Here is a 23870-nt window from a genome sequence, read left to right as displayed (position 1 = left end):
ACTGCCATTGACTCGGAAGCACCGTCAATGCGCAAATCATTTACGGTGTCAATGGAGGGCAATGCCATGACCGCCCAGAATTGGATGGGTTCATTTTTCCACCTCACCCGGTCGAGCGAAGGCTTCCGCCTGCGCCTCGACATGCTGCTGACCTGGATCGAGCGTTCGGCCCAGCGCCGTGCGTTGGCGCGTCTGGACTATCGCATGATGACCGATCTGGGCCTGAACCGCGCCCAGGTGGAAGCGGAAGCAGCCAAGCCGTTCTGGAAAGAATAGGCCGCCACCGGTGACGGTGACGGCCGAAGGTGGGAGGAGACAGTCCCGATTACAGGGACTTGATGAACTCGATCAATTCCCAACGCTGCTGGTCGGTCAGGTCGGTGCCATAGGCATGACCGGCGTTGGAATTGGCCGGTTTGGCGGTCTCGAAGGTGGTCGGGCCGGAATCGGTTGCGAAGCCGACATTCTTGGCGTCAAAGGCGGTGCTGCCGACCTTGAAGGCCTTGATCCGCTCGGCCGGCGGCTTCAGCAGTTCATACAGGCTGGGCACCGAACCGTTGTGCAGATAGGGGGCGGTCGCCCAGATGCCGTTGAGCGGGCGGGCCTTATAGACGGTGGCGACGGCAAAGGACGGGCCGGCCGGCGGCTTGGTCTGGGCCTTCGGAGCGCTCCACCCGGTGGGCAAGGGCGACAACGGATCGGTCTCGGGCCGGGCGATCTTGCCCAGGATCGAGCCGGTAACCGCATTGGCCAGCAAATTGATGCCCAGGTCGGTCGGCTGCAGCTTGTCGCCGGCCAGCATCTTGGTGCCGGCCAGCTGACGGGTCTGGACCATGCGGGTGGCGTTGTGGTTCATGGTCGGATCGGTGCCGACCTGATCCATCGGGATGGTCACCACCTCGATCGGCGCCTTGAGATTGTTGATCAGGGCGTGGCAGGACAGGCACTTCTCGGCATAGATCGTGCCGCCGGCGCTGGCCATCTTGTTGTCGATCGGGCCGATGGCATCGCGCCAGCGCGGCGCCGTCAGCTTTTCGACCAGCACCTCCATGGCGCCCAGATTGCGCACCCGCACCGTGCTGTCATAGAATTCGTGCAGCGGCCGCGGCTTCTTCAGCGCGGCGTCGCCGAACACGCCCAGCACCTCGCCGGCATTGCGGCCCAGCTTCTCGAAGCTGGTGCGGTTGGGCACGGCGGCGTTCCACTGCACCCAGTTGAACCGGCCGGTATCCCACAGATGCGGATACGACACCGGGGCGTCGGCCGCCTTCTCGTTTTCGGTATAGCCCAGATCGATTCCGGTGACGCGGTTGAAGATCATGCCGAAGGCGTCGGTGCGGGCATGCCCCCAGCTGTCGCTGGTCGAATTGTTCAAGATGGCGGCGACACGGCCGGCATTGTCGTTCAGCCGGGCCTTCAAGGCCTGCTTGGATCGATTGGACGCATTGGCGCCCAGCATGCGAAACGCCATGCGGTCGAACTTGCCGGAATCGGTGGCGGTTTCCGCCAGCGCGGCCTGCAGATCGCGCAGGAAGCCGCCCAGATCGGCCAGGGCCGGGGCGCCGTCGATCTGAATCTCGCGCCCCTGATACTGGATGCGGTTGGTGTGGCAAGCCGCGCAGGTCATGCCGAACCAGGCCTGCTTGAACTGGTTGGGTTGGTCCTTGGCGAAGCCGATCGGCAAGGAATCCGGGTTCCATTTGGCCGATATCGCCGGCAGATAGCCATAGCGAGCCAGGCCGTCGGCCAGGAACAGGTCGAAGGATTTCGGCTGTTCCAGATTGACCACCAGATCGTAATGGGCGATGCGCGAGCCTTGGCTGAGATTGTAGTACCAATCGGCCTCGTCGTCGTTCCAGCCCTGGTTAACCTTCATGACGTTGTATTCGGTCGGCGTGGTCTTGAGCACCCACGGCGGCGCCGGAAGCTGTTTCGGCACGGGCTTGGATTCTTGAACCGCCGGCTCGGGGGCACACCCCATCATCAGGCCGCCGATCGCGATCATTGAAAGATACCTCAGCATGAACACCCCCTCATGACGATTGCACAGAAGGACGATACCATTCTTACGTCGCAATACAACTGACGTTTAACCACTTTTGGTAACGGCCCAAACGTTCATTCCCGGTTCATGGACGACCGTCCCCCCTGGTGTATGATCGCGCCGCACGCCCCATCCGACCCAGAGGACCCGTTGGCATGAATCCCTTTCAAAAGCGCACCGCGATCCGCATTGCGGCCGTCAGCATCCTGCTGGCCTCGGTGGCCAGCCCGATCGCCTGGTATGTCGAGCGGGAAGGCGCCGAGGAAAGCATCGTCAAGCTGGCGATCGAGGAATCGGACCAGTTGATGCACTTCCACGACGCCATCGGCCTTTCCGGCGAGGAAGGGATCGAGAGGGCGACGCAGGCCGCCAAGACCATCTCGGGCGGTCTGTTCGACATCGCCGAGATCTATGACAAGAACGGCACGAAGCTGGCCGAGGCCATCACCGCCGAGGGCGAAACGGTGGAATCCGCCCTACCCAGCCACGGCAAGCCGAAATACACCGCCGCATCCTACCAAAGCATTCGCGTTGCCGACCGCTGGGTGCTTCGGGTGTTCGTGCCGCTGCGCACCGACAGCACCGACACCACCGGGCCGATCCTGGGCTATTTCGAGGGCGTGCGCGTCGTGCCGGAATGGCAGCGCCAACAGATCCTGGACAGCTCGCTGGCGGTGGCGTTGATGGTCAGCCTGGCCTCGCTTCTGTGCGGGGCGGCGCTTTATCCGGTGGTGGTGCACCTGTCGTCCGACAACGAGCGCAAGGCCCGCGAGGTGCTGGATTCCCACATCTCGATGATGGAGGCCCTGGGCCGCGCCATCGCCAAGCGCGATTCCGACACCGGCGCCCACAATTACCGGGTCGCCTGGATCGCCGCGCGCATCGCCGAGCGCCTGGGCATGACCGGGTCGGCGATGCAGGCCCTGATCGCCGGCAGTTTCCTGCACGATGTCGGCAAGATCGGTATTCCCGACGCCATTCTGCTCAAGCCCGGCCGGCTGGATGACGGCGAAATGACCATCATGCGCACCCACGTCGCCCTGGGCGAGGAGATCGTCACCGGCATGGGCTGGCTGGACGGCGCCCACGCGGTGGTGGCGGCGCACCACGAAAAGTGGGACGGCAGCGGTTACCCCCGTCGCATCAAGGGCGAGGAGATTCCGCTGGCGGCGCGCATCTTCGCCGTCGCCGACGTGTTCGACGCGCTGTGCTCGAAGCGGCCCTACAAGGAACCGATGAAGTTCGACGAGGTGATGGCGATCCTGGAGCGTGACACCGGCAGCCATTTCGACCACACGGTCATGGCGGAATTTCGCGTGATCGCCGCCGCCATCTTCGACCAACTGGCCGATTGCGACGAAGCCGAGGCCCAACGCCTGCTGGAAGAACGCGTGCGCCGCCACTTCGAGATGTGATCCCCAATCGGGGCGGCTTGGCCCGCCCGCCGCCCCCGCCCCGCCGGGGCGGTGTGTCGGACCAATGGCTGGGTTAGGATCAAGGACACCTTCGACCTGCCAGGGATGCCCCGATGACCATCGCCGACCTGACCCGACGCTTCGCCATCGACGGCGGCCTGTCCTTCCGCTCCGGTCCCGGCGACCTGACCATGATCGACGTTACCGCCGATGGCGGCCGCGCCACCATCAGCCTGTATGCCGGCCAGGTGCTGTCGTTCGTGCCCGACGGCAAGACCGACCTTTTGTTCCTGAGTGAGCAGGCCTATTACGCCACCGGCAAGGCCATCAAGGGCGGCATTCCGGTGTGCTGGCCGTGGTTCGGCCCCGATCCCGACGGCCTGGGCCGCCCCGGCCACGGCTTCGCCCGCACCCGGCCGTGGGATGTGATGGAAACCCGCAAGCTGGCCGATGGGCGGGTGATGGTGATTCTGGGCCTGGCCTGCGACGCCGAAACCCGGGCGATCTGGCCGCATTCCTTCGTGCTGGCCCAGGAAATCGTTGTCGGCGACGGTCTTGAGGTGGCGCTGATCACCCGCAATTCAGGCCAGACCAACTTCACCCTGTCGCAGGCCCTGCACACCTATTTCCGGGTCGGCGACATCGAGCGCACCCGAATCCGGGGCCTGGATGGCTGTGCCTATATCGACAAGATGGCGGGCGGCACCGTCAAGACCCAGTCCGGCCCGGTGGACATTTCCAGCGAAGCCGACCGCATCTATACCGGAACCCCGGCCGTCCTGTCGATCGAGGATGACGGCCAGGATCGCCGCATTCTGGTGGAAAGCAAGGGGTCGGGCAGCGCGGTGGTGTGGAACCCGTGGCAGGACACCGCCAAGGCCATGGCCGATCTGGCCTGCGACGATTACCGCCGCATGATCTGCGTCGAGACCACCAATGCCGGTCCCGACCTGATCACCTTGCCGCCCGGCGCGGTCCACCGCCTGGAATGCCGTATCCGCCTGGGCTGAGTTCCGCGTGGAAAAGTCCCTCGGCTTCGCCTCGGTGTACTTTTCCCCGATTCTGTTTGGAAACCCCGTGCTCAAGCAAGCTTTCCGCGCGGGATTGCTCCGTTTTCCCGCCATGAGGCGAGCACGGCTCGCCTCATGGCGGCGGTCAAACGCCAAAAAAATAGGCTTGGGCCGCCCCAAGCCTATTTTTCTCCTTTTGCACGGACGACTTATTCCACCGCTTCCTTGCGGGCCTTGGAATAGCCGATGCCCTGCAGGCTCTCGTCGATCTCCTCCAGGATGGCCGGATCGTCGATGGTCGCCGGCATCTTGTAATCCTTGTTGTCGGCGATCTTTTGCATGGTGCCGCGCAGGATCTTGCCCGAACGGGTCTTGGGCAGACGCTTGACCACGGTGCAGCTCTTGAAGGCGGCGACCGGGCCGATGGTCTCGCGCACCAGGGCCACCACTTCCTTGAGGATCTGATCGTCCGGCTTGGTGACGCCGGCCTTCAGGCAGATGAAGCCCAGCGGCAGCTGGCCCTTCAGCTGGTCGGCCACGCCGATGACGGCGCATTCGGCGACGTCGGGGTGGCTGGCCAGAACTTCTTCCATCTGGCCGGTCGACAGGCGGTGGCCGGCGACGTTGATGATGTCGTCGGTGCGGCTCATCACATAGGCATAGCCGTCTTCGTCGATCATGCCGGCGTCGGCGGTCTTGTAATAGCCGGGGAACTCGGCCAGGTAGCTGTCGAAGAAGCGCTGTTCGGCGTTCCACAGGGTGTAGAAGGTGCCGGGCGGCAGCGGCAGCTTGACCACCAGCGAGCCGGTCTGGCCGGGCTTGCACTGGTGATGGCCCTCGTCCAGCACCTGCAGGTCCCAACCAGGCGCCGCCTTGGTCGGCGAACCGGGCTTGACCGGGAATTCATGCAGGCCCAGGCAGTTGGCGGCGATGGCCCAGCCGGTTTCGGTCTGCCACCAATGGTCGACCACCGGAACCTTCAGGTTCGACTGCGCCCACTTGATGGTATCGGGGTCCGAGCGCTCGCCGGCCAGGAACAGGGCCTTCAGGCAACCCAGATCGTACTTCTTCAGCAATTCGCCGTTGGGGTCCTCGCGCTTGATGGCGCGGAAGGCGGTCGGCGCGGTGAACAGGGCGGTCACCTTGTGCTGGCTGATGACGCGCCAGAAGGCGCCGGCGTCGGGGGTGCCGACCGGCTTGCCCTCATAGACGATCGAGGTGGCGCCGTGCAGCAAGGGCGCGTAGCAGATGTAGGAATGGCCGACCACCCAACCCACGTCCGAGGCGGCCCAGAACACCTGGCCCGGCTCGATGTTGTAGACCGCCTTCATGGTCCACTTCAGCGCCACCATGTGGCCGCCATTGTCGCGGACTACGCCCTTGGGCTGGCCGGTGGTGCCCGAGGTGTAAAGGATGTACAGCGGATCGGTGGAGGCCACCGCCACGCACTCGGCGGGCTGGGCCTTGGCGGCGGCTTCGGTCCAATCGACGTCGCGGCCGGCGATCATGTCGGCGACCACCTGCGGACGCTGCAAGATGACGCAATGGGCCGGCTTGTGGTCGGCCAGCTCGATGGCATGGTCCAGCAGCGGCTTATAGGGAATGACGCGGTTGGTTTCGATGCCGCACGAGGCCGACACCATCACCTTGGGCAGAGCGTCGTTGATGCGGGTCGCCAGTTCGTTCGAGGCGAAGCCGCCGAACACCACCGAATGCACCGCGCCCAGACGGGCGCAAGCCAGCATGGCGACCACCGCTTCCGGCACCATCGGCATGTAGACGATGACGCGGTCGCCCTTGCCGACGCCCAGGTCGCGCAGCACGCCGGCGAAGCGCGACACCTGGTCCTTCAACTCGGCATAGGTGGTGGTCCGGACCGTATTGGTGACCGGGCTGTCATAGATCAGAGCGGCCTGGGCGCCACGGCCGGCCTCGACATGGCGATCGACGGCGTTGTAGCAGGTGTTGACCTCGCCGCCGGAGAACCAACGATAAAAGGGCTTGCGCGAATCATCGAGGACCTTGGTCCACGGCTTGATCCAATGGACATCCTTGGCCGCATCGGCCCAGAAACCCTCGGGGTCCTTGAGCGAACGTTCGTAAGCCTGCTGATATGCGTTGGTCATTCTCTGACGATTCCTCTGCTTTGCGACTTCCCTTGGGGGGTAAACCCCCCTCCTTTCGAGGGGGCTAACATCGCACAGAGGACGCAATTAATGCAAAGCCGGAATTGTGGATTTCCACAGTTTCGCCGCCCGCTCTCGTGCCGCGGCGCAACATTGCGCAACTTTGTTACACCCCTAACGGCAACGGCCGCCGGGACACCCCCGACGGCCGCACATCCTTGCCCCCTGAATTCAGACTAATGCGTCGTCGAACTGCAACGCGTCAGCTCCTCCTTGATCCGGAGTTTCTGGCGTTTCATGTCGGCAATCGCCACATTATTGGGAAGAGGACGCTGGGCTTCCTGGATGATGGCGGAGTCAAGCGCAGCGTGCTTGGCTTTCAAAGACTCGATCCGGTCCTGAAGGCTCATTACTATCCTCCCTGGGATATGGGTGAGGTGGATAGCATATGACGGCGCAACGCGTCTGTCAGCGAAAAAATTGGGCTTTATGCCTGAGTATTGGTTTCGAATCAACCCACATTCCGCATGGGAATGGCGCAAACGGAGAGAATGTCATGGATCAGACACCCAACCGGCTGGTGGTCGGCATCAGCGGCGCTTCGGGGGTGATCTATGGCATTCGCATGCTCGAGACGCTGCGGGCGCTGAAAATCGAGACCCATCTGGTCCTCAGCAAGGCCGCCGAGGTCACCTTGGCCCACGAAAGCGATTTGAAGCTGGCCCAGGTGCGCGCCCTGGCCGATCATTGCCACCGCCCCGAGGATATCGGCGCCGCGCCGGCGTCGGGGTCGTTTCGCACGCTGGGCATGGTGATCGCGCCCTGTTCGGTCCGCACCATGAGCGAGATCGCCACCGGGGTGACCTCGTCGCTGCTGACCCGGGCGGCCGACGTCGCCTTGAAGGAGCGCCGTCGCCTGGTGCTGATGGTGCGCGAGACGCCGCTGCATTCCGGCCACCTGCGCACCATGCTGGCGCTGTCGGAAATGGGGGCGATCATCGCGCCGCCGGTGCCGGCCTTCTATGCGGCACCCGCCAACCTGGACGACATGGTCGATCACACAATCGGCCGGGTCCTGGACCTGTTCGGCCTGGATTCCGGGCGGCTGCGGCGCTGGGGCGAATAGAGCGTCGCGCCTTTCATCTAAGGCGCGAGGGTCTAAATCAGGACGCCGCCGGAACGTTGATGGTCAGCCAGTAAAGGCCCAGCTTGTCGACGACGCGATTGAAATCGGCGGAATCCATCGGCTTGTGGATGTAGGAATTGGCCCCGAGGTCATAGCCTTCCATCACATCGGTCTCGTCGTCCGAAGTGGTCAGGATCACCACCGGCATCCGCCTGGTGGCATCGATCTCGCGCATCTTCTTCAAGACGTCCAGGCCGCCGATACCCGGCAGTTTGAGGTCCAGCAGCATCAGGGCCGGCAGCGCCATCGAACCGCTGGCGACCCCAGTGGGTCCGTGCATCAGCCTGACCGCTTCTTCGCCGCTGCGGGCGACAACCAGGTCGCTGTAGAGATTGGCCTTGGACAAAGCATGCTGGGTCAATTCGATATCGTCGTCATTGTCCTCGACCAGAACGATGGTCCGCGACCGCAACGGCTTATTCATTTCGCATTCCTTCCCAACACGTAAAATAGAAGGTGGCGCCCTGTCCCGGGCTCCCCTCGGCCCACACCTTGCCGCCGTGGCGCACGATCACGCGATGAACGGTCGCCAACCCGATGCCTACTCCCTCCATCCCCTCGGCATTGGGCAGACGGTTGAAGGGGGCGAACAGCCGATCGACGAAAGCCATGTCGAAACCGGACCCGTTGTCGGTGACGAAGAAGACCTCACGGCCGTCTTTTTCGCAAGTCCCGAACGTGACTTTCGGATCGGGCCGCCCCCGGGTGAATTTCCAGGAATTTTCCAGAAGGTTGGCGATGGCGGCCGACATCAGGCGGCGGTCGCCCTTGACCTCCAGGCCGCGCTGGATCTCGACCGACACCGGATGATCGGGATGGTGCTCGGCCAACTCGGCAACGATTTCGCCGGCGACCGACGACAGGTCGATGGGCTCGACCTGCAATTCGCCGGTGGTGGCGCGCGACAATTTCAGGAAAGAGTCGATCATCCCGGCCATGTCGCGGGTGCCGCTGCGGATGCGCTCGAGGCAATGCTTGCCGCGCGCGTCGAGAACCACCCCGTATTCCTCGAACAGGATGCTGACGAACCCCTCGATGCGACGCAACGGCGCGCGCAGATCGTGCGACACCGAATAGCTGAAGGTCGAAAGCTCCTTGTTGGCGCCTTCCAGCTCGGCGGTCCGCTGACGCACCCGGGTTTCCAGCTCGCGGTTCAGGCGAACCACCTGGGCCTCGGCCGCCTTGCGATCCTCGATATCGCGCTCGAGGGCGAGATTGGTTCGAGTCAGGTCCTGATAGGCCGCCTCGAGGCCGACGCACAGGCTGTTGAACGCGGCCACCATGTCGTCAAGTTCGTCGGGCTCACGCGGGGCGCGGCGGATCAGGCGCAAGGTGGGCGCCGGCGCGTGAACGTCGTAATGGCGCAGATAGGTGGCGATGGTGACCAGATGCCGGGTGACCAGGCGCCACACCACATACAAGATGAACAGCGACATCAGGAGGATCGAGCCGACCTGGCTGACCAAGGTGACCAGCGCGGTTTCCTTGAGCCGGCCATAGACGCCGTCCAGCGTCGCCTCGACATAGAGGTGGCCGACCACACGCGGCTGCCCGCGATCGCCGTAGATGATGGGGTAGACCCTGGCCAGTTCGTCCCTGCCTGCCCGGGTGCCGACGGCGATGACCACCGGCTTGGAACTGGCGTTGAACACCTCGCGCACTTCCAGGGCCTGCATATCCGGCAGTTTCAGGATGCCTTCCAATTCCAACCGGATCTGCGCGGTGTCCATGTGCCACAGGCTGCCGGCCAGGGAATTGAGACGGCTGGACTCGATCTCCTGCAAGCGATCTTCGATGTCGCCCAATTCGTGCTGGTAATCGCGGTAGACCAGGGCGCTGGTCGATACCAGCGACAGCGAAAGGCTGAACAGCAGGACCAGGCCCAGCAAGCGCATCGCCAGACCGCGACGGCGGATCGGACGCGGCTCGGGACCGGCCAAGGGAAGATGGTCCGTGTGGTGGGCGGCGGATTCGGGGGCGGTGGTCTCGCGGGGGGGCCCGTCCATGGACGCCATCACCGATAGCCGTTGCGGGCAAGGATCTTGCGCAACGTCCCATCGTCCTTCATCGCCCGGATGACGGCCCCCAATTCGGCCATGTGGGGCAATCGCGCCGAGGTCTTCGAACATTGCAGGGCCAGCGGAATGCGCGACAATTCCAGGATGTCGCCGATCTGGTCATCCAATCCGGCCTTTTGGACCTGATGCAAGATGGTCGGAACGGCCCCCGACACCGCATCGACCCGACCATGGGCCAGCTTCTGCAGGGACTGGCCATAATCCTTGTCGATGTCGCGCTTGATGCGGTCATCCGCCTCGAACCGCTTGTCGAAGGCGACGCCCCGGACCATCGACACCGTCAGCGGCAGCAGATCGTCATACTTGGTCAAGGCCACGCCCTTGCGGGCGATGATCCCGAACGGCATCGGATAGACGGTCTCGCCCAGTTCGACCAGGCGAGCCCGGCTTTCCATCCACAAGATGATGGTGCAATCCTGCACCCCCAGTTCCAGATCGCGCTCGATGCGGGCGAAGGTCTGCAGGGTGAATGGCAGCTTGTGCCCGCTGCGCTTTTCCAGTTCGGCGATGATCTCGGGGAAGGCGCCGGCCGGGCGGTCCGGGGCTTCGTAGAACGCCCACGGCGCCGCGTCGATCGAGACGAAGCGGATTTCCGCCGCCGACGCCGGCACGGCCGCCATCGCCAACACGCCGAAAATCCAGCTCTTCCACGCCATACGCGCTATCCCAAACCCGGACGAAGAACAAGGATATGTCGGATCATATCGCGACTCAATGGCCGGAATGGCCGCCCTTGCCCGCCGCCGGCGCGCTCTGGTCGATCCCGTTGGCGGCCTGCATGGCGCGGACATAGGCCAGGGCCGGCTTGTCCTCGCCCGGCTTCAGGCCTTCGGGCTTGGGCATATCGCCCAACTTCCACATATGGCCCTTGGTGCCCTCGCGCAGGACCTTCAGGACCTGCGAATCATCGTGGCCGCCACCGGGGGCGTACCAGGCATGGATCAAGGGCGGCCCCTGGTCGGTCCCGCGCAGTGCGGTCCCGTGGCAGGTGGCGCACACCCGCTCGAACACCGCCTTGCCGGCCAGGGCGGCGCCGGTCAGGCTGGGCTGGACCAACTCGGCCTGGGCGAAGCGGGCCGATAGCGGCCGCCCTTGCGCGGTCAAGCTTAAGATCGCCGTCACCTTGTCGGCGGCCTTGACCGGCAGTTCCGCCTTCAGGCCGGCGCCGTCTTCCGCGAAGGACACTTCGTGCTTGGTCGCCCCCACCAGCACGGTCGCCTTGCCGGCGGCGGCGACCGGCTTGTCGGCATGGTCGCGCACCCACGCCCGGATCATGCCGTCGCGGACCACGAATTCCACATGCAAATCGCCCGACAGGCCGATCTGGCCGCCATAGAACGGCAGCATCGCACCATGCGACTGCGCCCAGGCCGGACCTGCGGCCAAACCAGCAAGCAGCACCAGAACCTTCTTCATGATTGCAACTCCTTCACGGCGCGGTGGCCGACCAGCAGATAGATGACGGGGGTAACCAGGGTGTCGAGCAGGGTTGACGACATCAGCCCGCCGAAGATCACCACCGCCACCGGGTGCAAGATCTCCTTTCCGGGCTGGCCGCCGGCGATGGCCAGCGGCAACAGGGCGAAGGCCGCCACCAAGGCGGTCATCAGGACCGGTGTCAGCCGTTCGGCCGAACCGCGCGCGATCATCGCCGGCCCAAAGCTTTCGCCTTCGTGGGCCATCAGGTGGCGGTAGTGCGACACCTTCATGATGCCGTTGCGGGCCGCGATACCGATCAGGGTGACGAAGCCGACCAGCGACGCCACCGACAGCGGCAAGCCGGTCAGCCACAGGGCGGCGACGGCGCCGACCAGGGCCATGGGCACGTTGGCCATGATCACCAGGGCCAGCACGCCCGAGCGGAAATGGCTGGCCAGCACGGCGAAGATGCCGGCCAGCGACACCAGGGCCAGCAGGGCGATGCGGCGGCTGGCGTCCTGCTGGCTTTTGAACTGGCCTTCCAGGCGAATCTCGAAGCCGGCCGGCAGGGTCATGAGGTCCAAGGTCGCACTCAGATCGGCCACCACCGAGCCGATGTCGCGGCCCTGGGAATTGCCCAGCACCACGATGCGCCTTCGCAGATCGTCGCGATTGATCAGGTTGGGGCCTTGCGTCTCGACCACGTCGGCCAGCAGGCCCAAGGGCACCTTGCCGGCCGGGGTGTCCACCAGGATCTGGCCGAACTCGGCGCTTTCGGCGCGCCAGTCCTCGGCCAGGCGCAGAACCACATCAACGGTCTTCTGGCCGTCCCTGATCTGCGACACCACCCGCCCGCCCAGGGCGGCTTCCAGGGTTTCGGTCAGATGATCGGCGGTCAGCCCGTACTTGCGGGCCTCGGCCCGGTCCAGCCGGATCTGGATCTGGCCGATCAGCACCTGCTTTTCCACCTGCAGATCGACCACGCCCGGCACCTGGGCCATGCGCTCGCGCGCCTGGGCCGCCACCTGGCGCAGCGTGTCGAGATCGTCGCCGAAAATCTTGACGGCGATTTCCGCCCGCACGCCCGACAGCAGATGGTCCAGACGATGCGAGATCGGCTGGCCGATATTGACCGAAATCCCCGGAATCTGCGCCAGCTTGGCCCGCATGTCGCCCAGGATCGCCTCACGCGCGCGGCCGGTTTCTTTCAAGTCCACGTCGATCTCGGAATAATGGACGCCCTCGGCATGTTCGTCCAACTCGGCCCGCCCGGTGCGCCGGCCGGTGGACAGGGTCTCGGGCACCGTGGCCAGCAGGGTCTCGGCGATGGTGCCGATGCGGTTGGATTCCGACAGCGAGGTCCCCGGCGGCAACACCACATTGACCGTCACCGTGCCTTCGTTGAAGGGCGGCAGGAAGGTGGTGCCGAGAAACGGCACCGAGACAGCCGCGACCACCACCGCCAGACCGGCCGGAGCCAGCACCCGGGCCGGATGGGCGAAGGCCCAGGACAGAAGCCGGCCGTTGGCGGCCTTGAGGCCACGCACCAGCGCCGTCTCGCGGTGCGCCACCACCCCGGCCTTGGGCAACAGCAGCAACGACAAGACCGGCGTCACCGTCAACGACACCGCCAGCGAGGCCAGGATCGACACCACATAGGCCACGCCCAAGGGCGCGAACAGCCGCCCCTCGATACCCGACAGGGCGAACAGCGGCAGGAAGGCCAGAACCACGATGATGGTGGCGTAGACGATGGAATTGCGCACCTCGGCCGAGGCGGCCCGCACCACGTCGAAGGCCGGGAGGGGATGGGCCGCCGCCCGGTTCTCGCGCAGGCGGCGCAAGATATTCTCGACATCGACCACCGAATCGTCGACCAGTTCGCCGATGGCCACCGCCAGCCCGCCCAGGGTCATGGTGTTGATGGACAGCCCCATGGCCTGGAACACCATCGCCGTCACCACGATGGACAGCGGAATGGCGGTCAGGCTGATGGCGGTGGTGCGGAAATTGGCCAGGAACACGAACAGCACGACAGCCACCAACACGGCGCCGTCGCGCAGGGCCTCCTCGACATTGGCGATGGCCCGCTCGATGAAGGCCGCCTGGCGAAACAGCACCCGTTGGGCATCGACGTCGGGCGGCAAGGTGCGGGCCATGTCGGCCAAGGCCGCCTCGACCGCGGCGGTGACGGCGACGGTGTCGGCGCCCGGCTGCTTTTGCACCGCCAGGATCACCGCCGGGCGGGCATCCACCGAGGCGTCGCCCCGCTTGATGCCGGCGCCGATGCGGACATCTGCGACCTGTCCGACGGTCACCGCCGCGCCGCCCTTCCACGCCACCACGGTATCTTCCAGGTCGCGGATGTCGGTGGTCTGGCCGAGATTGCGGATCAGATATTCCGATTGGCGCTGTTCCAGGAAGCCGCCGGTGGTATTGCGGGCGAAGCCGGCCAGGGCAGCTTCCAACTCGGCGAAGGTCAGCCCCAGACCGGACAGCCGCGACGGCGAGACCAGCACCTGAACCTGACGCACCTCGCCGCCGATGGGGATGACCTGGGCGATGCCCGGCACCGACAACAGCCGTTGACGGACCACCCAGTCGGCCAGCGTGCGGATGTCCATCGGACTGGTGTGTCCGTCCTTCGAGCGCATGCCGATCAGCATGATCTCGCCCATCAGCGAGGTGATCGGCCCCATCACCGGACTGATGCCGGCCGGCAGCCGTTCGCGCGCCGTATCCAGGCGTTCCGACACCAGTTGGCGGTTGCGCAAGGTGTCGGTGCCCCAGTCGAATTCGGCGAACACGATGGACAGTCCGACGCCCGAGGTCGAGCGCACCCGCACCAGACCGGGTGTGCCGTTGACGGCGGTTTCGACCGGGCGGGTGACCAGGGCCTCGACCTCTTCCGGAGCCAGGCCGGCCGCTTCGGTCATGATGGTGACGGTCGGGCGGTTGAGGTCGGGGAACACGTCCACCGGCAACCGGGCCAGGGTCAGCGCGCCATAGACCAGCAGCAGGAAAGCCACGGCCAGGACCAGCAGGCGGCGGCGCAGGCTGAAGGCGATGATATGGTCGAACATCGCCTACCTCGCCGACTTCAGCTGGGCCGCGCCCTGCACCACCACCCGTTCGCCCGGCTTGACGCCGTCGATCTCGGCCAGCGGACCGATCAGGCGCTCGACCTTGACCGGCCGGGCCTCGAAGGTCTCGGGCGCGGTCAGCACGAACACCACACTGCGCCCGGCCATCTCGGCCAGGGCGTCGCGTGGCACCGCCATGCGCAAGCGGGTGGCGCCGACCGATAGGTGGACATCCACCGGCATGCCGACCTTCAGCCCGTCACCATGGCCGGGGCGGACGGCGAACAAGGCGTGGATGCCCTGATCGACGGCATCCACCTTGGGGCTGACGCCCAACAGGTCCAGAGGAAAGGCGTGGTTGGGGACCAGGCGGGTGGTGGCCTCGGCCGCGCCGATGCGGGCCGCCACCGCCGGATCGTGGGTCACCGCCTCGACTCGCAAGCGGGCCGGATCGACGATTTCCACCATCACCTTATCGACCGCCACCACCTCGCCCGGGACCACATGGACGTCGGCGATCACCCCATCGACCGGGGCGGTCACCAATTCGCGCCCCAACTGGGTGACGGCAATCTGGGCGCGCTCGCGCCGCAATTGCTCGAGCCGGATGCGGCTGGTCTCCACCGCCTTGGCGGTGACAATGGTGCCCAGTGCCTCTTGCCGGGCCAGTTCGCGTTCGGCCAGGGTGATCTCGCCCTCGACGCGATAGAGCGAGGCCCGCTTCTCTCCCCGTTCCAGGGTCGACAGCGTCGGCTCCAGCACCGCCACCACTTGGCCGCGCTTGACGTGTTGACCGGGAACCGGCAGCGGAAAGGCCGGATCGGCCACCACCCGGGCCGGCTGCGACGGCTGCACCCGGGCGAAGCCGGACGGATCGGGCATGACCCGGCCCGGCACCCGCACGGTCTGGGCCGCCTCGCGCGCGGCGACGCGCTCGGTGCGGATGCCCAGCAGGAACTGGGTCGATTTCGCCATGGCGACCGACGCCCCCACCACCGGCGCCGGAGCCGGCGCCGCCTGTTCGCCATGGTCCTCGCCGGAATGGGCAAAGGCCGGGCCGGACGCCACCAGCAAGGCCAGCACCGCCAGGCGTTTTCGCCGCAGCACCAGCACCAGGATCAGACTGGCCAGGCCGCCCAACAGCGCGCCGCCCCACCAATGGCGCCAATGGGGTTCCGCCACGGCCGGGGCCTCGATTACGGCCGGGCGGGCCAGACCGGCCAGCAGCAGCAGATCGTCACGGCCGTCTGCCGACACCATCAGGGTCATATCGACCGGGGCGGTCGGCAGGGACCACGACAGGCGATAGATGCCGGTGCCGGCGGTGGGCTGGGCCTGACCGCTCCACCCCGGCGCCTCGGCGTCGATGCGCGCCCCGCCGATCGGAGCGTTGCTGTCGGCATCGGCCAGATAGACCAGGACGTGACCGTCATCCTCGGGCACCAGCACCAGCTGGAAGGCGGTACCGTCGGCGGCAAAGCCGGGCTGGACGGTCTGGATCGCCACCACCGGCGGGGCGGAATGATCCTCGCCGCCATGGGCCAGCGCAGAAAGGGGCGAAAGGACAAAGCCGGCCAGCACCAGGCCGGCCATCGGGCGAAACCACATAGGGAAACCCCACTATAAGACGAAGCGACACGACGACGAATCACCCGCGCGGTGCTGGCCCGTTCGGCCGCACCGCGCGTGTCCCGTCCCCAAAAGGGGCGGGCGCTGCGTCAGGTTCGGGGAGGCTTCGCCGGTGGATCGGCCAGGCGTTGGGCCGGCGGCAAGGCCACCGGAATCGCTTCGGGCTGGTAAAGGGCGACCGAGACGGTCAGCTCGATCGCGCCGACCGGCAGGGCGGCGGTGCAGGCGGCCGAGATACAATGGCACGAGCCGCCATGGTGCGGGCCGCTATCTTTGGCCGCCGGCATGTCGTCGCCCTTGGTCTGGGCGTGATCGGCATGGTCGGCATGATGCGCGTGATCGGCTTGGCCGGCCTGGGCCGGGCCGGACGCCAGCAGAGCGACCACGCCCACCACCAGGGCCAGTGCCCCGATGCGGATCATGCGGCCCAGACGTGTCCTCGCTTCCGTACCCATGTCCCCACTATGAGAAGAACACCGCCCGGGATCAAGAGGCTTCCAGCTTCATGGCCATGCGCAAGGCGCCCCAATGGCGGTCGCGCACCTTGATGGGGGCGTCGATTTCCTTCAGCAGCACGAAATTGCCGCCGCCCATATTGCGGGCATAGGTCTGGGCCAGATAGGGCTTGGTGTTGCGCGCCGCCAGGATGCCGGTCCGGTCGTCGAAGATGCGCCGGTTGCGGCAATTGGCGGCGTTCCACACCGGGTCGTTCGGCCGCTGCGGCTGGGAATATTTGGCATTGTGGGCGGCGATATAGCCCGAGCGGTCGGTGACGCAGCACAACACGATCCGGCTGTCCTTGGCCAGCACCGGCTCGGTGAAGGGCGGGAACAATTGGTCGGCCAGCAGGGTATGCTTGGCCATCACCTGCAGCGGATCGGAACCGGGGATCGCCTCGTATTCGATGTCGAACAGCTCGATCTCGCTGATCTTGCCGCTTTGCAACGCCGATTCCAGGGCATTGGCCACCTGCCCCGAGACCGACTGAATCAGTTCGATGAAGGGGGTGTCGTGGGCCTGCACCGCCTCGATGCGCGATTGCAGCGCGTCCCTGGCGGCGCGGCTCAGATTGTCGAAACGGACATGCAGCCCGACGGTGCTTTCCGACAACAGCCGGGCGTCCAGCTTGCCGACGCCCTGCAGCTCGACGGTGCCCGAGGTCACCGAGGGAATCTCGGACGCGGCCACCACCAGCAGCGCCCCATGCAGCGACAAGTCTCCGGTGAAGCCCTCGAACACCTTGCCCTGGAAGTCGGCATGGTATTTCAGCGCCACCGGCACACGGCCCTCGTGTCGGCGGTCGCCGCCGTAGGACGAGCGCAAGATCACGTGCAGGCGCCGCTGCAACGCCTCGATGTCGTGATTGACCATCGCCGACAGGTTGGTGACGCGGGCGGCGGTCACCCCGGTCGCCTCGACGCCGGCCATCATCGACTGGACCTTTTCCGCCACCATGCGGGTGTGGTCGGCGGCCTGCACCGCACTCGACATGATTTCGGCGGTGGCGGCGCGCTGCTCGTCGGCGGCGCGGGCCACCTCGGCGGCGATGCTGTCGATCTCGCGGATGGTGGCGGCGACGGCACCGACGGTCTCGACGGTGTCGCTGGTGGTGCGGCCGATATCCTCGGCCTGGGTGCTGACGGTGGCGATGCCGTCCTCGGTCTGGCGGGCCAGGCCCTTGACCTCTTCGGCCACCACCGCGAAGCCCTTGCCGGCTTCGCCCGCGCGCGCCGCTTCGATGGTGGCATTCAGGGCCAGCATGCGGGTCTGGCCGGCGATGTTCTGGATCATGCCGACGACATTGCCGATACGCGCCGACGCCTCGGTCAGGCCGCCGACCCGCTCGCTGGCCAGGTCGACCCGCTCGCGTGCGGTTTCCGCCAGTTTCGAGCTGGTCGCCACCTGGGCCGAAATCTCGCGACTGGAGGCTTCCAGCTCTTCGGTGGCGCTGGCCACCGTCTGGACGTTGCCGGCGGTGGTTTCCACCGATTCGGTGACGGCGCGGGCGGTGCGCATCAACTCGTCCGACACCTGGGTCAGCCGGCTGGCGCCCTCGGACAGGCGGGTCGCCTGGGTCGAGATGTCGGTGACCGTCTCTTGGACCTCGCCTTCCAGCACCTCGGTCAGGGTCAGCATCTCGCTTTTCAGATGCTCCTCGGCCCGGACCATCATTTCCTGGCGCTCTTCGCCACTGTAGGCCAGATGCGCCCGCATGGTGCGCAACATGGCGTTGGTGCGCTGGAAATCGGGGATCGGCTCGGCCTTGATCTCTTGCTTGAGGTCACCCCGGGCGATCGCCGCGAAATAGCCGTCCATCCGGGTCAGCGGATCGTGAATGGCCTTGAACAGCCAGCGCGACAGCAGGGCCAAGGCGAGGATGATCACAACCAGAACCACCAGCGCGCCGATGATGTGCTTGGCCAGGTCGCCCTTGGATTCGGCGACATAGTCGGCGCCGACCTTGATCTGCAGGTCGATCAGTTGGCTGGTCTGCACCAAGGTCTGTTCGACCCCCGGAGCGATGGCATCGGTCCACAGCTGAGGCAGGCGCTCGTCGGCGGCGACGGCGGCGAAGCCCATCTCGTTCAGGCCCTTGCGCATGGTGCCCAGGCGGTCGGCCAGCTGACGCTCCTCGGGCGTCAGGGTGGTGGCCATGTATTCGGCCCACACCTTGTCGGACTGGGCGATATTGGCCTTGATGCGGGCGATGGCCGGAGCCGCAGCCGCCCCCAGGCGCATATCCATTACCTGGCGAGCACTGTCGTGAACCAGCGACTGAATTTCGGCCAGTTGCCGGGCCGGAACCAGGCGGTCGGCATAGACCGCCTCCAGCGCCTCGTTGGAATCGGCCATGCCGACCAGGCCGATGCCGTCGGCGACCACGCCCAGCATCAGCATAATGATGGCCAGGGCGGTGATCCGCCCCTTCAGGCTGCGACTGAAGCGGGCAAGCCGTCCGCCGACCGAATCGGTCAGCACCTCGCCGCCCGACAGGCGGATGTTGCCGGCGCGCCCTTCGCGAAGGGCTGCGTAAAGCTGGGCGGCGGCCGCCACCTGATCCTTGGCGGGCTTGGTGCGGACCGAGATGTAGCCGGCGATCTTGCCATCCTCGATGATCGGCGTGGCGTTGGCGCGGACCCAATAATGGTCGCCGCTCTTGGCGCGGTTCTTGACGATGCCTTCCCACGGCCGGCCGGCCTGGATGGTGGCCCACAAATCGGCGAAAGCGGCCGGCGGCATGTCGGGGTGACGGACCAGATTGTGGGGCTGGCCGATCAACTCGGACTCGGAAAAGCCACTGACCTCGACGAACGCGCGGTTTACGAATGTGATACGACCAGCGACATCGGTTTTCGACACCAGCAACACATCATCCGGCAACTCGATTTCTTTATTGGTGACCGGTTCGTTGATCCGCATTCCCGCCCTCGCCCATTCGCGAGCACCGTTCTCGGCACCCGTTTCTATTGTTTATGCTAGGCAAAATGACACACTCGGCAAGGCAAAAATACAGGCTTCGCCCCCTTTTCGAGTTTCACTCGGTATTCTATTTTCAATCGGTTTAAGACCGGATCAGGCTTTTATGATTTCCTGGTTCGCTCCCATCAGGAACCAAGTTTCTCCGCGCACGGAAAGACACCTCATGAAGATCCGTTTCCAGGTCAGCATCGTCTCGGCAATCTTTCTGATCATCGTGGCGATGACCGGTGCGACCTTGACCAGCGTCTATTTCGCCAGTTCGCGCGCAGCCGAAGACACCGCGGCCAACCTGTTCGGCGAGATGGCCAGGCGCACGTCGGAACAGGTCGATCGCCAGATCGGCGAGACGCTCAGCCTGGCGGCGCTGGGGGGGGCTCGCCCGGTCGGCGACAGCGTCACCGGCGACGGCACCGCCTTTCCGGCCCTGCCCTTCCTGGTCCAGGCCCTGGAAGACAACAGCGCGCTTTATTCCCTGTATTTCGGCTTCCAGGACGGCAGCTTCCTGCAGGTGATCAAGACCCGCAGCGATCCCCGCGTCATCGAGGCGCTGAAGGCGCCGGCCGAGACCGCCTGGGTGGTGCGCGCCATCACCGGGACCGAGGCCGCTCGCCAGCAATCCTGGACCTTCCTGGATGCCGGCGCGGTCAAGCTTGGCGCCACTCTCGAGCCGCAGCCCAGCTACGACCCCCGCGCGCGGCCATGGTACGGCCAGGCGATGGCCAGCGAAGGGGCGTCGCTGTCGGCGCCCTATATCTTCAGCTCGCTGAAGGAACCGGGGATCACCGCCTCGCGCAAGCTGCCGGGCGGCGTCGGCGTGTTCGGCGTCGATATCACCCTGACCGGCCTGGGCCGTTTCGTCGAATCGCTGGCGGTGTCGCCCAGGGGCGGCGTGGTGATGGCCGATGGCGGCAAGCTGCTGGCCGCGGCCCACACCGTCCGGGTGGGCGACACCGCCTCCTCATTGCTGCAACCTTTGGCCGAAAGCGGATCGCCGCTGCTGGCCGCGATCGCCGGCCGGCCGATGACGGAAGGGCTGGAACGCCTGGACATCGCCGGCGAGGAATGGCTGGTCCGCCAGGATGTCTGGAATGGCCCCGGCGGACGCACCATCCAGATCAGCGTCGCCGCCCCGGCCACCGACTTCGCCGGCCATATCCAGGAAATGCAGCGTCACGTGCTGATGCTGGCTTTGGGTGCCCTGGCGGTGATCGTCCCGCTGGCGCTGTGGTTCTCGTCCAGCATGGCCAAGGTGGTGCGCGAACTTGCCGCCGATGCCGAGCGGATCCAGAACATGGATTTCTCGGATGACGAGGCGCACGACTCGCATATTCAGGAATTCCATCAACTGGGCGAGGCGTTCAGGCAGATGAAGGCGACGCTGTCGGCCAAGACCGACGCCCTGGCCTTCGCCCAGGACAAGTTGGCCCGCATCATCGATCTGGGCATCGCCATGTCGGCGGAACGCGACACCTCGAAGCTGATGGACATGATCCTGCTGGGGGCCAAGGACCTGACCAACGCCGATGGCGGCACCCTTTACATCCGCAGCGATGACGACAAGCTGAATTTCCAGATTCTGCGCAACGATACGCTGGGCGTGGCATTGGGCGGCGAAGGCCGCCCGGCGCCCACCATCCCGCCGGTGCCGATGTTCGACGAAAGCGGCCAGCCCAACCACCGCAACGTGGTCAGCCACGCGGTGCACCAGCAAGAGACCATCAACATCCCCGACGCCTACGACGCCGGCCAGTTCGACTTCTCGGGCACCCGCATCTTCGACGAACGCAACCATTACCGCTCGAAGTCGTTCATGACCGTGCCGTTGAAGCCGCGGGGCGGCGACGTCATCGGCGCGCTGCAGCTGATCAACGCCCGCCCGCCGGGATCGAGCGAGATCATCCCGTTCGCCGCCGACATCCAGCGCTTCATCGAGGCCCTGGCCGCCCAGGCCGCCACCGCGCTCTATAATCGCGAACTGCTGCTGGCCCAGGAACGGCTGATGGATTCGATGATCCAGCTGATCGCCGGCGCCATCGACGCCAAAAGCCCCTATACCGGCGGCCATTGCGAGCGCGTCCCCGAATTGTCGGTGATGCTGGCCGAAAAGGCCTGCGAGGTGAAGGATGGCCCGCTGGCCGACTTCGCCTTCACCACCGACGAGGAATGGCGCGAATTCCGCATCGGCGCCTGGCTGCACGATTGCGGCAAGGTCACCACCCCGGAATACGTGGTCGACAAGGCCACCAAGCTGGAAACCATCTATAACCGCATCCACGAGGTGCGCACCCGTTTCGAGGTGCTGCTGCGCGACGCCGAGATCCAGCGTCTGCGATCCATCGCGAGCGGCATGAACCCGGCCGAGGCCGGTTCGCGCATGGCCGGACGCAAGGCGCAGTTGCTGGACGATTTCGCCTTCGTCGCCGAGTGCAATGTCGGCGGCGAGTTCATGGCCCCCGAAAAGGTGGAACGCCTGAAGCGCATCGCCGGATACACCTGGTGGCGCCATTTCGACGACCGCCTGGGCCTGTCGCACGAGGAACTGAAGCGCTACCCGGCCGAGGCATCGCCCCTGCCGATGGAAGAAAAGCTGCTGTCGGACAAGGAGCACCACATCATCCCGCGCGCCGCCGCCGTCAAGGATTTGTACCAAGGCTGCGGCTTCCAGGCCCAGGTGCCCGAGAACCTTTACAATCTGGGCGAGGTCTACAACCTGTCGGTCGGACGCGGCACGCTGACCGAGGAAGAGCGCTTCAAGATCAACGAACACATCATGCAGACCATCGTGATGCTGGAGCGCCTGCCCTTCCCCAAGCATCTGAAGCGCGTGCCGGAATATGCCGGCACCCACCACGAAACCATGATCGGCAGCGGCTATCCGCGCAAGCTGACCCAGGATCACCTGTCGATCCCGGCCCGCATCACCGCCATCGCCGACATCTTCGAGGCGTTGACGGCGTCGGACCGGCCGTACAAGAAGGCCAAGACCCTGTCGGAATCGGTGAAGATCTTGTCGTTCTTCAAGAAGGACGGGCACATCGACGCCGACCTGTTCGACCTGTTCCTGACGTCCGGCGTCTATCGCGATTACGCCGAGCGCTTCTTGCTGCCCGAACAGATCGACGAGGTCGAGATCGAGAAGTTCATCACGCAGACCGCCGCGTGACCCCCAGGCAGACCAGGGCGGCGTTGTGGAACACCGGGTCGCCATGGCTGTCGGCTGAAATCTCGCCCAGGGACAGGGCGCCGAACTGATTGGGAGTGCCGACCTGCACGGCCAGTTGCCCCAGCTCGCGCGATACCTGGGCGACGCCCAGGTGCATGCGACGGCCGGCGCAATAAAAGGTCAGCAATCCGGCCAGGCCCGGACCAAGCCGGTCGGCGATGCGGGCGACGCAATCGCTTTCCTCGACCGAGGGCGCCTTCATGACGACGGCGACCGCGCCTTCCTGGACCTCGCCGACGCAAGTTATCGCCTGGTCCGCCCCCAGTGCCACCGGTATGCGGATCTGGGGCAGGGAATTTCCCGACAGAATCGCCAGCGGGAAATGCACCGCCTCGCTGTAGAAGGTGTCCGCAGTCATGGCGACCCCATAGCCGCTGGCGATCATCTCTTGATAGACCTCGAACGCCGGACGACCGTTCAGGCCTGCGATGATGTTCTGATGGGATTGGCTGACCCGCATGATGGTGATCGGAATATTGAAGCCGTGTTCGACCGCGACCGCGTCGTGCGGCGGCAACAACAATGCCAGCCCCCCGCGCTCGAATGTCGAAAAGCCGTCGAACAGACAGGGGATCGGGGCGAAGCTCTCGCTGCCGGCATTGGCGCCGACATAGCGGAAGCGATCTTCCAGGCGGTCGGCGAATCCGCGCAGGATGGTGTCCAGATTGGGCAGGGTCGAATCGAAGATGGTGAACAATATCGGCGGCGCCGAGCCCCAATCCGCCGCCTCGCGCAAGGCACCGCACCGCTCGACAAATTCCGCCTGAACGGATGGCGCGTCCAGACCGCCCATCACCACCATCGGCGCCATCAGCTCCAGGCAGATCAGCCGAACCCCGCTTCGCACCTCGGACGCCCCATCGATCAGGGCCGGAAACACCGCCCCGGCCAGCGCCACACCGTGCTGGCGGCAGGCCGCCTGGAGAACGGGAATCTTCCCCGCCTCGGCTTCAGGCACCAGGGCCAGCACGCCAGCCCCGGATAAGGAATTCTTCCAGCCTTGCAGCGCGGCGGATAGCGGACCGGCCTCGATGGGCAGATGGGCGGTATCAGAAAACATGGATTTCCAGGCACTCTGATGGGAAGCGCGAGGACGGCCAGCCGCCGCCCTCGCCACAATATAGGCCTAGGCCCCCGGCCTGAAAAGGGGGCACGCCATACTTTGGCCTAGTGTGGT

At 65.6% G+C, this 23870-nt stretch carries 17 protein-coding genes; 5 read left to right on the top strand and 12 right to left on the bottom strand.

What is annotated here, in order from left to right; all coding sequences use genetic code 11:
• Positions 1-66: 66 nt before the first annotated feature.
• On the top strand, positions 67-276 hold the full coding sequence (locus A6A05_RS15105) for a DUF1127 domain-containing protein (RefSeq protein WP_172822291.1): 210 nt from the start codon (positions 67-69) through the stop codon (positions 274-276).
• 49 nt (positions 277-325) lie between these two features.
• Here A6A05_RS15105 and A6A05_RS15100 read toward each other — a convergent pair whose 3' ends face one another.
• A complete protein-coding gene (locus A6A05_RS15100) occupies positions 326-2005 on the bottom strand; it encodes a di-heme-cytochrome C peroxidase (RefSeq protein WP_068503026.1) in 1680 nt (559 codons plus the stop codon).
• A 194-nt stretch (positions 2006-2199) separates the two neighbouring features.
• Here A6A05_RS15100 and A6A05_RS15095 point away from each other — a divergent pair, with 194 nt between their 5' ends.
• Positions 2200-3459 (top strand): HD-GYP domain-containing protein, encoded by a 1260-nt coding sequence (locus A6A05_RS15095; protein WP_068503023.1) that lies wholly within the window; start codon positions 2200-2202, stop codon positions 3457-3459.
• Positions 3460-3572: 113 nt separating this feature from the next.
• On the top strand, positions 3573-4469 hold the full coding sequence (locus tag A6A05_RS15090; protein WP_068503020.1) for a D-hexose-6-phosphate mutarotase: 897 nt from the start codon (positions 3573-3575) through the stop codon (positions 4467-4469).
• Positions 4470-4678: 209 nt separating this feature from the next.
• Here the strand turns inward: A6A05_RS15090 and A6A05_RS15085 are convergent, their stop codons facing one another.
• On the bottom strand, positions 4679-6595 hold the full coding sequence (locus tag A6A05_RS15085) for a propionyl-CoA synthetase (protein ID WP_068503018.1): 1917 nt from the start codon (positions 6593-6595) through the stop codon (positions 4679-4681).
• Between the two features lie 236 nt (positions 6596-6831).
• The gene (locus A6A05_RS20255; RefSeq protein ID WP_082911000.1) at positions 6832-7005 is read right to left on the bottom strand and encodes a YdcH family protein; all 174 of its coding nucleotides are present in this window, start codon (positions 7003-7005) and stop codon (positions 6832-6834) included.
• 146 nt (positions 7006-7151) lie between these two features.
• Here A6A05_RS20255 and A6A05_RS15080 point away from each other — a divergent pair, with 146 nt between their 5' ends.
• Entirely contained in the window at positions 7152-7721 is a 570-nt protein-coding gene (locus A6A05_RS15080) for a UbiX family flavin prenyltransferase (RefSeq protein ID WP_068503015.1), read from the top strand.
• Between the two features lie 37 nt (positions 7722-7758).
• On the opposite strand, the gene A6A05_RS15075 is transcribed toward A6A05_RS15080, so the two are convergent.
• From A6A05_RS15075 to A6A05_RS15040, 8 genes are all read right to left on the bottom strand, one after another.
• Positions 7759-8205, bottom strand: a complete 447-nt coding sequence (locus A6A05_RS15075; protein WP_068503012.1) for a response regulator — start codon at positions 8203-8205, stop codon at positions 7759-7761.
• The gene (locus A6A05_RS15070) at positions 8198-9787 is read right to left on the bottom strand and encodes a sensor histidine kinase (protein WP_172822290.1); all 1590 of its coding nucleotides are present in this window, start codon (positions 9785-9787) and stop codon (positions 8198-8200) included. Before A6A05_RS15070 ends, A6A05_RS15075 begins: the two co-directional genes overlap by 8 nt.
• A gap of 8 nt (positions 9788-9795) precedes the next feature.
• Entirely contained in the window at positions 9796-10515 is a 720-nt protein-coding gene (locus tag A6A05_RS15065) for a substrate-binding periplasmic protein (RefSeq protein WP_068503010.1), read from the bottom strand.
• A 55-nt stretch (positions 10516-10570) separates the two neighbouring features.
• Positions 10571-11275 (bottom strand): cytochrome c, encoded by a 705-nt coding sequence (locus A6A05_RS15060; protein WP_068503007.1) that lies wholly within the window; start codon positions 11273-11275, stop codon positions 10571-10573.
• A complete protein-coding gene (locus A6A05_RS15055; protein ID WP_068503004.1) occupies positions 11272-14361 on the bottom strand; it encodes an efflux RND transporter permease subunit in 3090 nt (1029 codons plus the stop codon). The genes A6A05_RS15060 and A6A05_RS15055 overlap by 4 nt, the downstream gene beginning before the upstream one ends.
• A gap of 3 nt (positions 14362-14364) precedes the next feature.
• On the bottom strand, positions 14365-15969 hold the full coding sequence (locus A6A05_RS15050; protein WP_245644311.1) for an efflux RND transporter periplasmic adaptor subunit: 1605 nt from the start codon (positions 15967-15969) through the stop codon (positions 14365-14367).
• A 110-nt stretch (positions 15970-16079) separates the two neighbouring features.
• The gene (locus tag A6A05_RS15045) at positions 16080-16445 is read right to left on the bottom strand and encodes a hypothetical protein (RefSeq protein ID WP_156521087.1); all 366 of its coding nucleotides are present in this window, start codon (positions 16443-16445) and stop codon (positions 16080-16082) included.
• A gap of 31 nt (positions 16446-16476) precedes the next feature.
• Entirely contained in the window at positions 16477-19410 is a 2934-nt protein-coding gene (locus A6A05_RS15040; protein ID WP_068502997.1) for a methyl-accepting chemotaxis protein, read from the bottom strand.
• Positions 19411-19633: 223 nt separating this feature from the next.
• On the opposite strand from A6A05_RS15040, the gene A6A05_RS15035 reads away from it, so the two are divergent.
• On the top strand, positions 19634-22633 hold the full coding sequence (locus tag A6A05_RS15035; protein ID WP_068502993.1) for an HD domain-containing phosphohydrolase: 3000 nt from the start codon (positions 19634-19636) through the stop codon (positions 22631-22633).
• Here A6A05_RS15035 and A6A05_RS15030 read toward each other — a convergent pair.
• The gene (locus tag A6A05_RS15030) at positions 22614-23753 is read right to left on the bottom strand and encodes an FIST signal transduction protein (RefSeq protein WP_068502990.1); all 1140 of its coding nucleotides are present in this window, start codon (positions 23751-23753) and stop codon (positions 22614-22616) included. The two genes, A6A05_RS15035 and A6A05_RS15030, sit on opposite strands and share 20 nt — an antisense overlap.
• Positions 23754-23870: the final 117 nt, after the last annotated feature.

It is taken from the genome of Magnetospirillum moscoviense (assembly GCF_001650635.1).
GTDB classification, from domain to species: Bacteria; Pseudomonadota; Alphaproteobacteria; order Rhodospirillales; family Magnetospirillaceae; genus Magnetospirillum; species Magnetospirillum moscoviense.
This window is presented reverse-complemented; position numbering and strand designations above follow the sequence as displayed.

What these genes read in the sequence shown, in the direction of transcription:
- A6A05_RS15100 (WP_068503026.1), bottom strand. Translation starts at nt 2,005, where the DNA reads ATGATCGCGATCGGCGGCCTGATGATGGGGTGTGCCCCCGAGCCGGCG.
- A6A05_RS15060 (WP_068503007.1), bottom strand. Translation starts at nt 11,275, where the DNA reads ATGAAGAAGGTTCTGGTGCTGCTTGCTGGTTTGGCCGCAGGTCCGGCC.
- A6A05_RS15035 (WP_068502993.1), top strand. Translation starts at nt 19,634, where the DNA reads ATGAAGATCCGTTTCCAGGTCAGCATCGTCTCGGCAATCTTTCTGATC.
- A6A05_RS15050 (WP_245644311.1), bottom strand. Translation starts at nt 15,969, where the DNA reads ATGTGGTTTCGCCCGATGGCCGGCCTGGTGCTGGCCGGCTTTGTCCTT.
- A6A05_RS15065 (WP_068503010.1), bottom strand. Translation starts at nt 10,515, where the DNA reads ATGGCGTGGAAGAGCTGGATTTTCGGCGTGTTGGCGATGGCGGCCGTG.
- A6A05_RS15105 (WP_172822291.1), top strand. Translation starts at nt 67, where the DNA reads ATGACCGCCCAGAATTGGATGGGTTCATTTTTCCACCTCACCCGGTCG.
- A6A05_RS15045 (WP_156521087.1), bottom strand. Translation starts at nt 16,445, where the DNA reads ATGGGTACGGAAGCGAGGACACGTCTGGGCCGCATGATCCGCATCGGG.
- A6A05_RS15080 (WP_068503015.1), top strand. Translation starts at nt 7,152, where the DNA reads ATGGATCAGACACCCAACCGGCTGGTGGTCGGCATCAGCGGCGCTTCG.
- A6A05_RS15040 (WP_068502997.1), bottom strand. Translation starts at nt 19,410, where the DNA reads ATGCGGATCAACGAACCGGTCACCAATAAAGAAATCGAGTTGCCGGAT.
- A6A05_RS15095 (WP_068503023.1), top strand. Translation starts at nt 2,200, where the DNA reads ATGAATCCCTTTCAAAAGCGCACCGCGATCCGCATTGCGGCCGTCAGC.
- A6A05_RS15055 (WP_068503004.1), bottom strand. Translation starts at nt 14,361, where the DNA reads ATGTTCGACCATATCATCGCCTTCAGCCTGCGCCGCCGCCTGCTGGTC.
- A6A05_RS15070 (WP_172822290.1), bottom strand. Translation starts at nt 9,787, where the DNA reads ATGGACGGGCCCCCCCGCGAGACCACCGCCCCCGAATCCGCCGCCCAC.
- A6A05_RS15085 (WP_068503018.1), bottom strand. Translation starts at nt 6,595, where the DNA reads ATGACCAACGCATATCAGCAGGCTTACGAACGTTCGCTCAAGGACCCC.
- A6A05_RS15075 (WP_068503012.1), bottom strand. Translation starts at nt 8,205, where the DNA reads ATGAATAAGCCGTTGCGGTCGCGGACCATCGTTCTGGTCGAGGACAAT.
- A6A05_RS15090 (WP_068503020.1), top strand. Translation starts at nt 3,573, where the DNA reads ATGACCATCGCCGACCTGACCCGACGCTTCGCCATCGACGGCGGCCTG.
- A6A05_RS20255 (WP_082911000.1), bottom strand. Translation starts at nt 7,005, where the DNA reads ATGAGCCTTCAGGACCGGATCGAGTCTTTGAAAGCCAAGCACGCTGCG.
- A6A05_RS15030 (WP_068502990.1), bottom strand. Translation starts at nt 23,753, where the DNA reads ATGTTTTCTGATACCGCCCATCTGCCCATCGAGGCCGGTCCGCTATCC.